Source organism: Streptomyces sp. NPDC041122, assembly GCF_055592445.1.
This window is the reverse complement of record NZ_JBVIYQ010000005.1, coordinates 254,443-268,617: the sequence shown is the minus strand read 5'-3', so window position 1 is coordinate 268,617 and position 14,175 is coordinate 254,443. Positions and strand designations below refer to the sequence as shown.

The window sequence follows — 14,175 nt, the reverse complement described above, 5'->3', positions numbered from 1 at the left end:
CCATCGGGGGAGTTGGAAGCACCTGTGACCACCTGGACCGACAGCACCGCAGACCGGCCCGTCTCACTGACCGCCCCGAGCGGCATCGACCGCGCGGCCCACCACCGCATGGACGAGGCCTGGCTCGCCGCGGCCTGGAGCCACCCCACGACCCGGGTCTTCGTGGTCTCCGGCGGCCAGGTGCTCATCGACGAGACGCCCGAGGGCCGCACCGAACTGGTGATGACACCGTCCTTCGAGGCGCCGCTCACCGAGGAGCACCGCTACTTCCTGGGCACGGACGACGACGGCGTCAGCTACTTCGCCCTCCAGAAGGACGCCCTGCCCGGCCGCATGGACCAGTCGGCGCGCCCCGCCGGGCTGCGCGAGGCGGGACTCCTGCTCTCCCCCCGGGACGCGGGCCTGATGGTGCACGCCGTCGCCCTGGAGAACTGGCAGCGCCTGCACCGCTTCTGCTCACGCTGCGGCGAGCGCACCGTCATCGCGGCGGCCGGCCACATCCGCCGCTGCCAGGCCTGCGGCGCCGAGCACTACCCGCGCACCGACCCCGCCGTGATCATGGCGGTCAGGGACAGCGAGGACCGCATCCTCCTCGGCCGCCAGGTCCACTGGCCCGAGGGCCGCTTCTCCACCCTCGCCGGCTTCGTCGAACCGGGGGAGTCCATCGAGCAGTCGGTGCGCCGCGAGGTCTTCGAGGAGGCCGGCGTCATGGTCGGCGACGTCGAGTACGTCGCGAGCCAGCCCTGGCCGTTCCCGTCCAGCCTGATGCTGGGCTTCATGGCCGACGCGACCTCCTCGGAGATCAACGTCGACGGTGAGGAGATCCACGAGGCCCGCTGGTTCTCCCGGGAAGACCTGCGGGCCGCATTCGAGTCGGGAGAGGTCCTGCCTCCCTACGGGATCTCGATCGCGGCCCGCTTGATCGAACTCTGGTACGGCAAGCCTCTGCCGAAGCCGGGGTCAGTGGGCTGAGCCCTCGCCGAATAGCCGGTCAGGCGCCGAGCCTCAGGCGCCCAGCTTCTGCTTGACCTGCGCCAGCGAGGGGTTCGTGAGCGTCGAGCCGTCCGGGAAGAGAACGGTGGGCACCGTCTGGTTTCCGCCGTTCGCCTTCTCGACGAAAGCCGCCGAGTCCGGGTCGTGCTCGATGTTGATCTCGGTGTAACCGATGCCCTCGCGGTCCATCTGGCCCTTGAGGCGGCGGCAGTAGCCGCACCACGTGGTGCTGTACATCGTCACAGTGCCCGGCATGTCTTTCGTGCTCCTTCGTCGCTCGGGGTGCGTGGTCGCAATGGATCGAACGTACGCGACCGGGCCACCATTCCCGTATTAGTACGACCGGTAGCGCCCCCCTGTGGACAACCGGCTCGTCCGCCCCTGGGGACCTGGCAGCATGGCGGGGTGACATCAGCAACGCACTCCACCCTCTTCCCGCAGGTCCCGGACTCCCCGGACGCGGTGCTCGACGGGCTCGACCCTGAGCAGCGCGAGGTCGCCACCGCCCTGCACGGGCCGGTGTGTGTCCTGGCAGGCGCGGGCACCGGCAAGACCCGTGCGATCACCCACCGGATCGCCTACGGGGTGCGCGCCGGAATGCTCCAGCCCGCCAGTGTGCTCGCCGTCACCTTCACCAACCGCGCCGCCGGCGAGATGCGCGGCCGCCTCCGTCAGCTCGGCGCCTCCGGCGTCCAGGCCCGCACCTTCCACTCCGCGGCCCTGCGCCAGCTCCAGTTCTTCTGGCCGAAAGCGGTCGGCGGACCGCTGCCCCGGATCGTCGACCGGAAGATCAAGCTCGTCGCGGACGCGGCCGCCGCCTGCCGCATCCGCCTGGATCGGAACGAGCTGCGCGACCTCACCAGCGAGATCGAGTGGTCCAAGGTCACCCAGACCGTCCCCGCGGACTACGCGGCGGCCGCCGCCAAGTCCGGCCGCGACGTCCCGCGCGACCCCGCCGAGATCGCCCAGCTCTACGGGGCGTACGAGGACCTCAAGCGCGACCGCGCCGTCATCGACTTCGAGGACGTGCTGCTGCTCGCCGTCGGCATCCTCCAGGACCGCCACGACATCGCCGAACAGGTCCGCGCCCAGTACCAGCACTTCGTGGTCGACGAGTACCAGGACGTGAGCCCCCTCCAGCAGCGCCTCCTGGAGCTGTGGCTCGGCGAGCGGGACAGCCTCTGCGTCGTCGGCGACGCCAGCCAGACGATCTACTCCTTCACCGGCGCGACCCCCGACCACCTGCTGAACTTCCGCACCCGCCACCCCGGGGCGACGGTCGTCAAGCTGGTCAGGGACTACCGCTCCACCCCTCAGGTCGTCCACCTCGCCAACGGCCTGCTCTCCCAGGCCCGCGGCCGCGCCGCCGACCACCGCCTGGAACTGATCTCCCAGCGCGAGTCCGGCGCCGAGCCGGTCTACACCGAGTACGTGGACGAGCCCGCCGAGGCCGAAGGCGCCGCCCGCCGTATCCGCGCCCTGCTCACCGACGGCGTCCCCGCCAGTGAGATCGCCGTCCTCTTCCGTACGAACTCGCAGTCGGAGATCTACGAACAGGCCCTGGCCGACGCCGGCGTGCCCTATCAGCTGCGCGGCGCCGAGCGGTTCTTCGAGCGCACCGAGGTGCGCGAGGCCGGAGCCGCCCTGCGCGGCGCGGCCCGCTTCGGGGGCAACGACGCCCTCCTCGACGACGTGGTCGACCTGCCCTCCCAGGTGCGCGCCGTGCTCTCCACCAAGGGCTGGACGACCGAGCCGCCCGCGGGCTCCGGCGCGGTCCGCGACCGCTGGGAGTCACTGGCCGCTCTCGTGCGGCTCGCCGAGGACTTCGCGCGGGCCAGGCCGGAGGCGACCCTCGCCGACCTCGTGGCCGAGCTGGACGAGCGGGCGAGCGCCCAGCACGCCCCCACCGTGGAGGGCGTCACGCTGGCCTCGCTGCACGCGGCGAAGGGCCTGGAGTGGGACGCCGTGTTCCTCGTCGGCCTCGCCGAGGGCATGATGCCGATCACCTACGCCAAGACCGATGAGCAGATCGAGGAGGAGCGCCGCCTCCTCTATGTGGGCGTGACCCGCGCCCGCGTCCATCTCTCCCTCTCCTGGGCCCTCTCCCGCTCGCCGGGCGGCCGCCCCAACCGCCGCCCCAGCCGCTTCCTGGACGGGCTGCGGCCGGGCTCCGGGGCGGGCTCCGGGGCCCGCGCCGCGGGCGGTGGCCCCGGTGGGGTCGAGCGGGGCAGCGGGGGCGGCGGTACCGGCCCGGCCGCCGGGCGTCGGCAGCGCAAGGCCCGCACCCCGGCCCGCTGCCGGGTCTGCGGCCGGACCCTGACCGAGGCGGGTGAGATGAAGCTCATGCGGTGTGAGGACTGCCCGTCCGACATGGACGAGGGGCTCTACGAGCGACTGCGGGAGTGGCGTTCGGGCCAGGCGAGGGAGCTGGGACAGCCCGCGTACTGCGTCTTCACCGACAAGACCTTGATCGCCATCGCGGAGGCGGTGCCCGAGGACGAGGGCGAGCTGGCGCGCATCCCTGGGGTCGGCGTCCGGAAGTTTCATCGCTTCGGGGCCGACGTCCTGGCCATCTGTGCAGGTCAGGAGCGTGTAAGGGGCGCCGATGGAGAATGATTCAAACTCGTCGAAAAAATAGTTTGCGCATGCGCAAGGAAGACCCATAGGTTCTTAGCACGGAAACGGCGGGCTTCTCCGAAGCCCACCTTCCGTGCTGTACTTGACAGTCCGCGGATCGGTTCCGGCCGATCCCCTAGACGCCGAGAGGAGGCGAATTCCAGTGATCAGCATCAACGAGAGCTTCATCAGCACCGCGAAAATGACCGATCGCTCGGTCGTCGCTTCCTGCCTGCTCGGCTTCTCGAACCAGGGCACCGGTCTGTCCGGCGGCATTCCCGCCGCTCGTCCGATGTCCGCCTCCCTGCCTCTCGCCGGCCTTGCCGTCCGCGAGGCCAGCGAGCGCAATGAGCGACCGACCAAGGCACCGGAAGCAGCAGTAGCGGAGGCGCAGGCTCAGACCTATGCCTTTGCGGCAGCCGGTGCCGGATTCCGGAAGCAGACGACGCAGCACCACATGATGTGGGCCTTCCGTGGGCTCGAACCCTGGAGTGATCCAGTCTGATCCTCGATCAGACAGGCGCCTTCAGGGCCGCGGAACCCCACCCGGGATCCGCGGCCCTTCTGTTTTCCCCGAAACAGGGAGACAGAGCGAAGGGGCCGACAGCAAGACCCGGTACCAGCCGCCAACCGGCCGACCCAGGCCGGCACGACCAGACGAGGAAAACACCACCGTGCAACTCGAAGCGCACGCCCCGTCCGTACCGCCTTCACAGACGCTCCCCCCGCCCGCACCCACGGAGGACCCGACCTTGACCCCCCTGACTGCGCTCACCGCGCTCGACGACGCCATCGAGAACCTCGGCGTACCCGTTCCCTGCCGTGCCTACGACCCGGAGGTCTTCTTCGCGGAGTCCCCGGCCGACGTCGAGTACGCCAAGTCCCTCTGCCGGACCTGCCCGCTGATGGAGGCCTGCCTCGCCGGCGCCAAGGAGCGGCGTGAGCCGTGGGGCGTCTGGGGCGGCGAGCTGTTCGTCCAGGGCGTTGTCGTGGCCCGCAAGCGGCCCCGTGGCCGCCCGCGCAAGAACCCGGTCGTCGCATGAGCACCGCCGGAACCATCGACCGCCCCCTGACGCACGACCCCACGAAGCAGGCCCCGATGAAGGCAGCCACCAGCGAGCCCGCCGGCTCCGCCACACCAGACTTCACCATCACCGGCGCGCATGTTCCGCGCCAGAACAGGACCCGTGAGATGCAACTCATCCCAGAAGCCATGGCTCGTGCGCATATGCACGAACGCCTGCGCGAAGCCGAGGCCCAGCGCCCGGCCGAGCGCCTGATGGCGGCCCGCCGCATGCAGCGCCGCGCGGAGCGCGCCTCGCTGCGTGCCCGGCGCGCGCTCGCCATCGCGGTCATGCAGTGACGGTCGGCCGAAGCCGACTGAGGACATCGCGCCGATGAGCCGCCGAGGCGGCCCGGCGCGATGAAGGAAACCCACGGGGAGCGGTCCGCACGGACCGCTCCCCGCAGTGCGTTGTGTCCACCGAACGCGCGCGCACGGCGATAGGGTCGCCGAGTGGACCAGCAGAACCCCCGGCCCGCCCAGACGGAGAACCTCGTGTGCTCCCGCTGCGGTGCGGTCGCCGAAGGCACGCCCCCGACGTGGACCTGCTCCGTGGAGAACGGTGCCCGTCACTACTTCTGCGACGCCTGCTCCCGCGACAACATCAGAGCCATCGAAGGGCGCCTCGACTCCCCCTGGTGGTGAGCGCCTCCGAGTGGCTCAGGCCTCCGCCGCCGTCGACCCCTCCCGGGCCCCCACGCGCTCCTCTTCCCCCGTGAGCTCCTCGGCTTCCGCGTACTCCTCGGTCTCCGCCACGAAGCCCGGCAGCCACTCCTCCAGCTCGTCGCGCATCCGCACCGTCGCGTTCAACTGGCACAGCACGCCGATGGTGCTCACCGTCACCCGGTGTATCAGGAGATACGCCGGGGGCAGGTTGAGATACCGGCCCAACTGGTAGGCGGGGGAGCGGACGTCGGCCAGTCGCGCGGCGTGCTTGCGCATCCAGGCGCGGGTGAAGGTGTACTCGTCGACGGCCATGGGCTCGATGATCGGCAGCAGATAGTCGAGCACCGCCTGCGGCTCCAGGTCGACGGACTCCTTGACGAAGCCCTCCTCCCGCAACATGTCGTAGACGGCGTCGGCCTCGCCCTCCAGCGTCATCCGCAGGGAGGTCCCGATGGTCGGGGGCAGTCCGTCGGGCAGCCGGTCCACCGTGCCGAAGTCGAGCACCCCGAGGCGGTGACCGCCCTTCTCGTCGGGCAGCAGACGGAAGTTGCCCGGGTGCGGGTCGGCGTGCAGCAGCCCGGTGCGCGCCGGGCCGGAGAAGAGGAAGTGGGCCAGCAACTGACCCGCTTGGTCGCGCTCCTCGTGGGAGCCCTCCGAGATCACCTTCGACAGGGGCGTCCCGTCCATCCACTCGGTGACCAGGACCTGGTCGCTCTGGTGGACCACCTGGGGCACCACCACATGCGGGTCGTCCGCGAACTCCTCGGCGTGCGCCTGCTGGGCCTGCGCCTCCAGCTCGTAGTCGAGCTCCTCCGAGACCCGGTCGCGCAGCTCGGCGATGAGCGGCTTGATGTCCATCCCCGGGATCAGCGGCCCGAGCAGCCGGGCGAACCGTCCGAGCTGGTTGAGGTCGGAGAGCAGCGCCTCGCCCGCCCCCGGGTACTGCACCTTGACCGCGACCTCACGGCCGTCCGACCAGACGGCGCGGTGCACCTGACCGATGGAGGCCGCCGCGGCCGGCTTGTCGTCGAACTCCAGGAAGTACTCCCGCCACTCCGTACCGAGACGCTCCTCCAGGACGGTGTGGACGGTGCTGGTCGGCATCGGCGGCGCCGCTTCCTGCAGCTTCGTCAGCGCCGCGCGGTACGGTCCGGCGATCTCCTCCGGCAGCGCGGACTCGAAGACGGACAGCGCCTGCCCGAACTTCATGGCGCCGCCCTTCAGCTCGCCGAGCACCTTGAACAGCTGCTCGGCGGTGCGCTGTTGCAGCTCCCGTCCGACGATCTCCGCGGACTTGCCCCCGATCCGCTTGCCGAGCCCCCAGGTCGCACGCCCCGCGAAGCCGAGTGGCAGCGCGGCCAGTTTGGCGGTACGGGTGACCGCCTTCCGGGGAAGATCAGACATGCGCCCCTCCAAGTCCCAGACAGCCGCGCCCTCACAGGCGGTTACCCGGCCATTGTTGCGTGCGGCTTCTCGTCAGCGGCGGGCCGATCCCCCTTAACGGACGCGCCGGCCCCACAAGAGCATGATGGATGCGGCCAAATCGGGCTCGAGTGCCACTCGAATCCGGGGACGGCCGCCTTCCATCGTGCACCCGCGCAGGAGGAGGGCTCCCCGTCCAGAAAGGCCAGCGCGTGCCCCGCAGTCAACCCCGCGACCGACGTCGACAGGGCCACGTCGCACGCGGCCACCTGCCGTGTGGTCCCCGAGCGCCACTGGGCCAGCATCCGGGGCCAGGTGGGATCGTGGTCCGCGCGCTGCCGGAAGAGACACTCGGCGCACGCCGTCGTCCCCGGCAGGACGAGGGGGCCCACCACTCCCGTGCCTTCGATCACCCCCGCGTACAGATGGGGTGTGCCCGAGGCGAGGAGCTCCTCGGCCGCGGCGGGAGCGGGGGCGTACGCGTCGAGTCCGTCCCGCGGGGCGATGATCACGAGCGACAGGCCCGCGGTGCCCTCCGGCTCGGTGGTCCCCCGGTCCGGCCTGCCCGGCGCCGCCTGCCGCACGACCCGGCGCGCGGCCGCGTCCCTCCGCTCCCCGACGGACTCGGCGGGCAGACCGCCCGGTGCGACGTCCCACGGCTGCACCTGTCCGCCGTCCACCACATCGACCCGGCCGACGCCCGCGGCCGCCAGCACCGAGGCGACCGCGGTGCCCACCCGGCCGGCGCCCCGGACCCGGACCCGTATGGTCCGTCGGGCCGCCATCTTCGCGATTGCACCGCCCGGCTCGGGCGACTGGAGCGACAGTGAGGCCAGGTCGGCCCGCAGCCGGTCCATGGCCCCGCCCCGCTCGCGCAGGGTGTCGGCCGCGGGCCCGCCGCCCGTCGAGTCGTCGAGCAGGCCTGCGCGGGTCAGTTCGCCGAGCAGTCTGTCCACATGTCCCTCGGGCAGCCCCATCCGCCGTGCCTCCTCGCGCAGCAGCGGCAGCCCGCGGGTGCCGTCCAGCAAGGTGAGGAAGCTGCTCGTCGCCGTGTCCATCGGGCCCAGCACCAGGGCGTGCGCCGGTGCCACCCCGAACTGCACGGTGCTCAGGTCCCGCCAGCCGCGCCGCAGCGCGGGCTTCACGATCGGATGCGTCAGTCGCATGGTCGTCCCCCGTCGGCCGGTCGGCGCGGTCCCGTCGCCGCGCCGATCGAATGCCAGAATGCCCGCCCCGCCCGAAGCCTGCCGTGCGTTGTCCACAGGCAGGGGGTATTCGTCGTACTAATCCGGCGCGCGGGGTGCGGAACGGCGCCGAACCGTCCCGGAGGCGGGACTTCCCCCATGCCCAGCGGGTAACGTCGGGGCGTGCCCGCCGACCCGTCCTCACGCGTCGCTGGGGAGACCTCAGCGCGTCGCGCCGGAACTCCACAGCGCAGCACGACCAGCCCGGCGCCGTCCGGCGCGAAGACCAGCGCGGTGGAGGTCAGACGGAGCGCCCGCCGCCGCCGAACGGTCTCCGCGTACCGGGAGGGCGATCGCACCGTCGTCCTCATCCCCGCCCGCATGTCCGAGGCGGAGGAGCAGCGCTGGGTCACCGTGATGCTCGACAAGCTCGCGGCGCAGGAGAGCAAGCGGCTCCTCGGCGACGCGGAGCTCGCCGAGCGCGCCGGGCAGCTGTCCGACCAGTACTTCGGCGGCCGCGCCCGGCCGGCCTCGGTCCGCTGGGTCACGAACCAGAACACCCGGTGGGGCTCCTGCACCCCGGCCGAGGGCAGCATCCGCCTCTCGCACCGGTTGCAGGGCATGCCCGAGTACGTCGTGGACTACGTCCTCGTCCACGAACTCGCCCACCTCCTCGTCCCGGGGCACGGCCCCCGTTTCTGGCGGCTCCTGGAGGCCTACCCCCGCACCGAGCGGGCCAGGGGGTACCTCGAAGGAGTGGTGTCGGCCAGCCGGTTGCCCCATTTGCCCGCCGCGCGCGAGGAGTGAACGTCCGCCGGGTCCCGCAGTTGTGTAGCGGGTCTGTACCGGCTTGGCTCGCTGTCGGTCTTTGCGGTTAGCCTGACGCGACGTATTCACATTCGGGATGGGGGACGGTCGTTACGTATGGCCAGGGAATTCCAACGCGGCCACAAGGCCAAGATCAGTGATCTCACTGCGGGCACCGACCTGTACGTCGGCGTACAGATCTCCGCCCCCGGGCTGACCTTCGACATCAGCTGCTTCGGCCTGGACGCGGGCGAACGGCTCTCGGACGACCGTTACTTCATCTTCTTCAACCAGCCCAAGTCGCCGGAGGAGTCGATCCAGCTCCTGGGCGCGCAGGCGGGCGACACCGAGTCCTTCCGGGTCACGCTCGACCGCATCCCGCAGCAGATCCAGCGGCTGTCGTTCACGGCGACGGTCGACGGCGCCGGCCAGATGTCGCAGGTCGCCTCCGGGTACATCCGCATCGTCGCGGGCGGCGAGGAAGTCGCGCGCTACGCCTTCACCGGCGCGGAGTTCTCCACCGAGCGCGCCGTCATGCTGGGCGACTTCTACCTGAAGGACGTCTGGCGGTTCGCCGCCATCGGCCAGGGCTTCGACGGCGGTCTCGACGCGCTCCTGAAGAACTTCGGCGGCGAGGTCGCCGAAGAGGAGCCCGCAGCCCCGCAACAGGCGGCCTCGCCGTCCTTCGCCCCGCCCGCCCAGGCCCCGGCCCCGCCCTCGTTCGGCGCCCCGGCCGCCGCACCGGCGCCCCAGGCACCGGCCCCCGCGCCCGCGCAGAACTTCGCGCCCCCGCAGGGCACCACTCCGCCCCCCGCGCCCGCCCCTGCCGATCCGTCGGTGCACGCCGCGCAGACCGTCGTGGCGCCGCTGCACCAGCCGCCGGGCGGCACCGTGCCGCCTCCGCCGCCTCCCGCGCCGTACGGCCACCCGCCCCAGCAGCAGCCCCAACACCAGCCGCAGCAGCCGCAGTTCGGCCAGATGCCCGGCCAGCAGGCGCCGGGCCGGACCGCGCCGCTGCCCCCGGGGTACGGTCAGCAGCCCCAGGCCCCGATGCCTCCCGGGTACGGCCAGCAGCCCCCGCAGGGCCAGTTCCCGGGGCAGCCCGCCGCGGGCCAGGCGCCGCCTCCCCAGGGCGCCGGTGTGGCCGCGGCCCTCCAGAAGTACCGCGAGGCCCCCACCGGCCAGCGCTGGACGCAGCAGAACGAGAAGCTGGTCCGCGTCGACCTCGGCGTCGCCGACCAGCCGATCCTCGCCCGCCAGGGCAGCATGGTGCTCTACCAGGGCAAGGTCGAGTTCAGCTACAAGGGAGCGGGCTTCGCCGGCCGCATCGTGGGCAACGCCACCGGCCAGGAGATGCAGCTGATGCGCTGTTCCGGCCGTGGCCAGGTCTTCCTCGCCGAGGAGGCCACCCACCTGCACCCCATCGAGCTCCAGGGCGACGCGATCTGCGTCTCCGCGGAGAACGTCCTCGCCTTCGACGAGTCCCTGCAGCACGAGGTGCGCAGGATCGAGGGCCACGGCATCCCCGGCGGCGCGCTGTTCGTCATGCAGTTCCAGGGCACCGGCACGGTCATCGTGAAGACCCACGGCGTGCCCGTGGTGCTGCCCGTCACGCCGACGACGTTCGCCGACTGCCACGCCGTCGTCGCCTGGTCGGCCGCCGCACAGGCGATCGTCTCCAGCCAGGTCCGGCTGCGCAGCAACGCGTACGCGGGCTCCACGGGGGAGAGCGTGAATCTCCAGTTCCGTGGCGCGCCCGGCAATTTCATCGTCGTCCAGCCGTACGAGGTCTGAGGGAGCCCGTCATGAATCAGCAGCTCGCGGGCTTTGCTCCCGCACCTGTCGCCACCCGCATGGAGAACCATGGCCACCACATGGTCAAGGTGGCCATGCAGACCGGCAACGACCTTCTCGCGCGCGTGGGCTCGATGGTCGCCTACGAAGGCTTCGTGCAGTACGAGCCCAATCCGCCCGCCGTCCGTCAGGTCGCGCGCGAGTGGATGACCGGCGAAGGCGCGCCCCTGATGAAGTGCTCCGGAGACGGCCTGCTCTACCTGGCCGACTACGGGGCGGACGTCGTCGTCATCAACCTGGCGGGCGACTCCCTCTCGGTGAACGGCACCAACCTGCTCGCCTTCGACGCGTCCCTCCAGTGGGGCGTCGAGCGGGTCAAGGGCATGGCCAAGTTCGCCGGACAGGGCCTGTGGAACATCAAGATCTCCGGCCAGGGCTGGGTCGCGCTGACCTCCCGCGGCACCCCGATCGTCGTCGACTGCGGCAGCGGCGAGGACGAGACGTACGTCGACCCGGACGCCCTGATCGCCTGGTCCCCGAACCTCAAGGTGAAGGGCAAGCGCAGCTTCAAGGCCGGCTCCCTCATCGGGCGCGGCAGCGGGGAGGCCTACCAGATGGGCTTCTCCGGACAAGGCATCGTCGTCGTACAGCCCAGTGAGGACAGCACCGACCGCCTCCGAGCACGGGGCTGAGGGGGAGCAACACACCATGCAGAGCCCACTTTTCGCGCACGCCGAACAGCAGACGCAGGAGCGCTACTCGGTCCAGAACCCGCAGCTGCTCCGGGTCGCCCTGGAGGGGCACGACGACGTCCTGGCCCGCAAGGGCGCGATGGTCGCCTACCAGGGGCTGATCGAGTTCGACGCCGAGTACCAGAGCCGGGGCAACCAGCGCGCCCGCGCGCACACCGGTGAGGGCCTCGACCTGATGCGCTGCCACGGTCAGGGCACGGTCTACCTGGCCAACCTCGCGCAGTACATCCACGTGGTGGACATCGAGCAGGACGGCCTGACCGTGGACAGCAGCTACGTCCTCGCGATGGACTCGTCGCTGACCCACCAGGTCATCGCCGTGGACAGCCAGTACGGCATCTCCGGCTCCGGCAAGTACCAGCTCAACATCACCGGGCGCGGCAAGGTCGCCCTGATGACGTCGGGCCAGCCGCTGATGCTGCAGGTCACGCCGGACCGGTACGTCAACGCCGACGCGGACGCGATCGTCGCCTGGTCCAACGGCCTGCGCGTCCAGATGCAGGCCCAGACCCATTCCTCGGGCGTCTGGCGGCGCCGCGGCAACACCGGCGAGGGCTGGGAGCTCAGCTTCATGGGACAGGGGTACGCCCTCGTCCAGCCCAGCGAGATGCTGCCGCCGCAGCACGCGGTCATCGGGCGGGGCGCCCAGGCGCAGTTCGGGGTGGGCCAGCAGGGCGCCCGGGGGGCGAACCAGGGCAACGTCTGGAGCTAGGCCCTCGTCCGGGCAGGGGTGACCGAGGGGCGCGGGGATTTCTGCGGGCCGTATGTGGCTGGTCGCGCAGTTCCCCGCGCCCCTTCGAGAGCCCCTTCGGGGCGCCTCGACGGTCCCCCTAGAGGCGTGCCCTTGTCGCCTGCACCAGGCGTACTACCGACTCGTCCGCCACCGTCGCCACCTCGTCGTACGCGAACCAGCGCAGGTCCAGTGACTCGTCGCTGATCGCCTCGACCGCGTCGGGCGGGGCGAGCGCGGCGTACTGCACGTCCAAGTGCTGCGTGCACGGCCCCGGGATCGGGTGTCGGTCCAGGCGGACGGGGCCGCCCGCGAGCAGCGTCAGGCCGGGCACGCCGGACTCCTCCGTGGCCTCGCGCAGCGCCGCCGCGTCGAGCGTCGCGTCACCCGGCTCGCAGTGACCGCCCATCTGGAGCCACATCCGCAGCTTCTTGTGGAGGGTCAGCAGGACGCGCCCGCGGGAGGGGTCCACCACCAGCGCGCTCGCCGTCACATGGCCGTCCGTGCAGGACTTCCACATGCCGCTGTCGCCGTGCGCGCCCAAGTGGTCCAGGTAGACCTGGCGCAGCTCGGGCTGGTCCTCGTAGTCCTTGAGCGCGAGGACCGTGTCGTCGTACAGACTCACTTGCCGTCTTCGCCCTTGTCCTCGTCGGTCTTGTCGGCCGCATCGGACGCGTCGGACTCGTCCTTGGTGAGGTCCGGCTTCGCGGAACCGCCGCCCGCCGCCTCGCCGAGCATCTTGTCCAGCTCGGAGAAGTCCAGCTGCTCGCGGTGGACGAAACCGTCCGGGTCGTCCAGGTCGGAGGCGGTCGGCAGCATGTCCGGGTGCTCCCACAGGCCGTCGCGGCCGTCGACACCGCGCGCGTCGGTGAGCGAGGCCCACAGGCGCGAGGCGTCCCGCAGACGGCGCGGACGCAGCTCGAGGCCGATCAGGGTGGCGAACGTCTGCTCGGCGGGGCCGCCCGTCGCGCGGCGGCGGCGCAGCGTCTCCCGGAGGGCGTCGGCGGACGACAGGCGCGGCTTGGCGGCGGTGTGCACCACCGCGTCCACCCAGCCCTCGACGAGCGCGAGAGCCGTCTCCAGGCGGGCCAGAGCGGCCTTCTGGGCGGGGGTGTCCTCCGGCTGGAACATGCCCTGCTGGAGCGCTTCCTGCAGTTGCTCGGGGTTCTGCGGGTCGAGCTGGCCGACCACGTCCTCCAGCTTGGCCGTGTCGACCTTGATCCCGCGCGCGTACCCCTCGACGGCTCCGAAGAGGTGCGAGCGCAGCCACGGCACGTGGGCGAAGAGCCGCTGGTGGGCGGCCTCGCGCAGCGCCAGGTACAGCCGCACCTCGTCCTTGTCGACGCCGAGGTCCTTGCCGAAGGACTCGATGTTCACCGGGAGCAGTGCGGCCTTGCCGGACGGGCCGAGCGGCAGGCCGATGTCGGTGGAGCCGACGACCTCGCCCGCGAGCACGCCCACGGCCTGGCCGATCTGCTGGCCGAACATGGCGCCGCCCATGGAGCGCATCATGCCGATCAGCGGGCCCGCCATGGCCTGCATCTCCTCGGGCAGGACGTCACCCATGGCCAGGCCGACGCGCTCGGCGACGGGGTCGACGAGCTCCTTCCAGACCGGCAGGGTCGCCTCGACCCACTCGGCGCGGCTCCACGCCACGGCCGTGCCGGACCCGGACGGCAGCGAGGTGGCGTCGTCCAGCCACAGGTCGGCCAGGCGCACGGCCTCCGCGACGGCGGAGCGCTCCGCGGGGCCGACGCTGGCGTCATTGGTGCCGTCCGCCGTGCCCTGGGAGACGGTCTGGCGGGCGATGTCCTTGGCCATGTCCCAGTTCACCGGGCCGCCCTCGTACGAGAGCATCTGGCCGAGCTGCTGGAACGCGGCACCCAGGTCGTTCGGGTTCATCGAGCCGAACATCGCGGCGAACGGATTGTCTCCGCCGCCGGCGCCGCCCGCTCCCGGGAACCCCCCGAAACCGAACGGGTTCGCGGGGCCACCTGCGCCTTGTCCCCCGCTGCTGCCCTCTCCAGGGGATTCCTTCTTCTTGCCCTCGTCGCCGTCTTCCGGCTCCTCCGGCGGAAGGCCGAATCCGAATGGGGTGTCACTCACGGGATTCCTCGGCTCGTCAGGCCGCCGGTAATCTGCCGGCGG

The 14,175-nt window shown here is 71.6% G+C and carries 15 protein-coding genes; 10 read left to right on the top strand and 5 right to left on the bottom strand.

What is annotated here, in order from left to right:
• Window positions 1-24: 24 nt before the first annotated feature.
• A complete protein-coding gene (gene nudC, locus ACZ6B8_RS20100) occupies window positions 25-972 on the top strand; it encodes an NAD(+) diphosphatase (RefSeq protein ID WP_471079190.1) in 948 nt (315 codons plus the stop codon).
• 33 nt (window positions 973-1,005) lie between these two features.
• Here the strand turns inward: nudC and ACZ6B8_RS20095 are convergent, their stop codons facing one another.
• Window positions 1,006-1,248, bottom strand: a complete 243-nt coding sequence (locus tag ACZ6B8_RS20095; protein ID WP_471079193.1) for a mycoredoxin — start codon at window positions 1,246-1,248, stop codon at window positions 1,006-1,008.
• Between the two features lie 69 nt (window positions 1,249-1,317).
• Here ACZ6B8_RS20095 and ACZ6B8_RS20090 point away from each other — a divergent pair, with 69 nt between their 5' ends.
• The 5 genes from ACZ6B8_RS20090 to ACZ6B8_RS20070 all read left to right on the top strand — a co-directional run bounded on the left by ACZ6B8_RS20090 (window position 1,318) and on the right by ACZ6B8_RS20070 (window position 5,317).
• A complete protein-coding gene (locus tag ACZ6B8_RS20090) occupies window positions 1,318-3,609 on the top strand; it encodes an ATP-dependent DNA helicase UvrD2 (RefSeq protein WP_471608182.1) in 2,292 nt (763 codons plus the stop codon).
• A 163-nt stretch (window positions 3,610-3,772) separates the two neighbouring features.
• Window positions 3,773-4,114: a hypothetical protein gene (locus tag ACZ6B8_RS20085; protein ID WP_471079196.1), complete on the top strand. Its 342-nt coding sequence runs from the start codon at window positions 3,773-3,775 to the stop codon at window positions 4,112-4,114.
• A gap of 169 nt (window positions 4,115-4,283) precedes the next feature.
• Window positions 4,284-4,652, top strand: a complete 369-nt coding sequence (locus ACZ6B8_RS20080) for a WhiB family transcriptional regulator (RefSeq protein ID WP_055565619.1) — start codon at window positions 4,284-4,286, stop codon at window positions 4,650-4,652.
• The gene (locus ACZ6B8_RS20075; protein ID WP_471079201.1) at window positions 4,649-4,972 is read left to right on the top strand and encodes a hypothetical protein; all 324 of its coding nucleotides are present in this window, start codon (window positions 4,649-4,651) and stop codon (window positions 4,970-4,972) included. Before ACZ6B8_RS20080 ends, ACZ6B8_RS20075 begins: the two co-directional genes overlap by 4 nt.
• 153 nt (window positions 4,973-5,125) lie before the next feature.
• Window positions 5,126-5,317: a hypothetical protein gene (locus ACZ6B8_RS20070; RefSeq protein WP_471079204.1), complete on the top strand. Its 192-nt coding sequence runs from the start codon at window positions 5,126-5,128 to the stop codon at window positions 5,315-5,317.
• Window positions 5,318-5,332: 15 nt separating this feature from the next.
• On the opposite strand, the gene ACZ6B8_RS20065 is transcribed toward ACZ6B8_RS20070, so the two are convergent.
• Both ACZ6B8_RS20065 and ACZ6B8_RS20060 read right to left on the bottom strand, forming a co-directional pair.
• Window positions 5,333-6,742: an ABC1 kinase family protein gene (locus tag ACZ6B8_RS20065; protein ID WP_471608049.1), complete on the bottom strand. Its 1,410-nt coding sequence runs from the start codon at window positions 6,740-6,742 to the stop codon at window positions 5,333-5,335.
• Between the two features lie 41 nt (window positions 6,743-6,783).
• Complete coding sequence (locus ACZ6B8_RS20060; RefSeq protein WP_471608048.1) at window positions 6,784-7,926, bottom strand: ThiF family adenylyltransferase; 1,143 nt, start codon at window positions 7,924-7,926, stop codon at window positions 6,784-6,786.
• Between the two features lie 201 nt (window positions 7,927-8,127).
• Between ACZ6B8_RS20060 and ACZ6B8_RS20055 the strand changes: the two genes are divergently transcribed.
• From ACZ6B8_RS20055 to ACZ6B8_RS20040, 4 genes are all read left to right on the top strand, one after another.
• The gene (locus tag ACZ6B8_RS20055; protein ID WP_471079213.1) at window positions 8,128-8,751 is read left to right on the top strand and encodes a M48 metallopeptidase family protein; all 624 of its coding nucleotides are present in this window, start codon (window positions 8,128-8,130) and stop codon (window positions 8,749-8,751) included.
• A 117-nt stretch (window positions 8,752-8,868) separates the two neighbouring features.
• Window positions 8,869-10,545 (top strand): TerD family protein, encoded by a 1,677-nt coding sequence (locus ACZ6B8_RS20050; RefSeq protein ID WP_471608047.1) that lies wholly within the window; start codon window positions 8,869-8,871, stop codon window positions 10,543-10,545.
• An 11-nt stretch (window positions 10,546-10,556) separates the two neighbouring features.
• Complete coding sequence (locus ACZ6B8_RS20045; protein WP_362364508.1) at window positions 10,557-11,237, top strand: AIM24 family protein; 681 nt, start codon at window positions 10,557-10,559, stop codon at window positions 11,235-11,237.
• 16 nt (window positions 11,238-11,253) lie between these two features.
• Window positions 11,254-12,009 (top strand): AIM24 family protein, encoded by a 756-nt coding sequence (locus ACZ6B8_RS20040; protein ID WP_362364511.1) that lies wholly within the window; start codon window positions 11,254-11,256, stop codon window positions 12,007-12,009.
• Between the two features lie 118 nt (window positions 12,010-12,127).
• Here ACZ6B8_RS20040 and ACZ6B8_RS20035 read toward each other — a convergent pair whose 3' ends face one another.
• A complete protein-coding gene (locus tag ACZ6B8_RS20035) occupies window positions 12,128-12,652 on the bottom strand; it encodes an NUDIX hydrolase (protein WP_471608046.1) in 525 nt (174 codons plus the stop codon).
• A complete protein-coding gene (locus tag ACZ6B8_RS20030) occupies window positions 12,649-14,133 on the bottom strand; it encodes a zinc-dependent metalloprotease (RefSeq protein ID WP_471608045.1) in 1,485 nt (494 codons plus the stop codon). The genes ACZ6B8_RS20035 and ACZ6B8_RS20030 overlap by 4 nt, the downstream gene beginning before the upstream one ends.
• Between the last annotated feature and the right edge of the window lie 42 nt (window positions 14,134-14,175).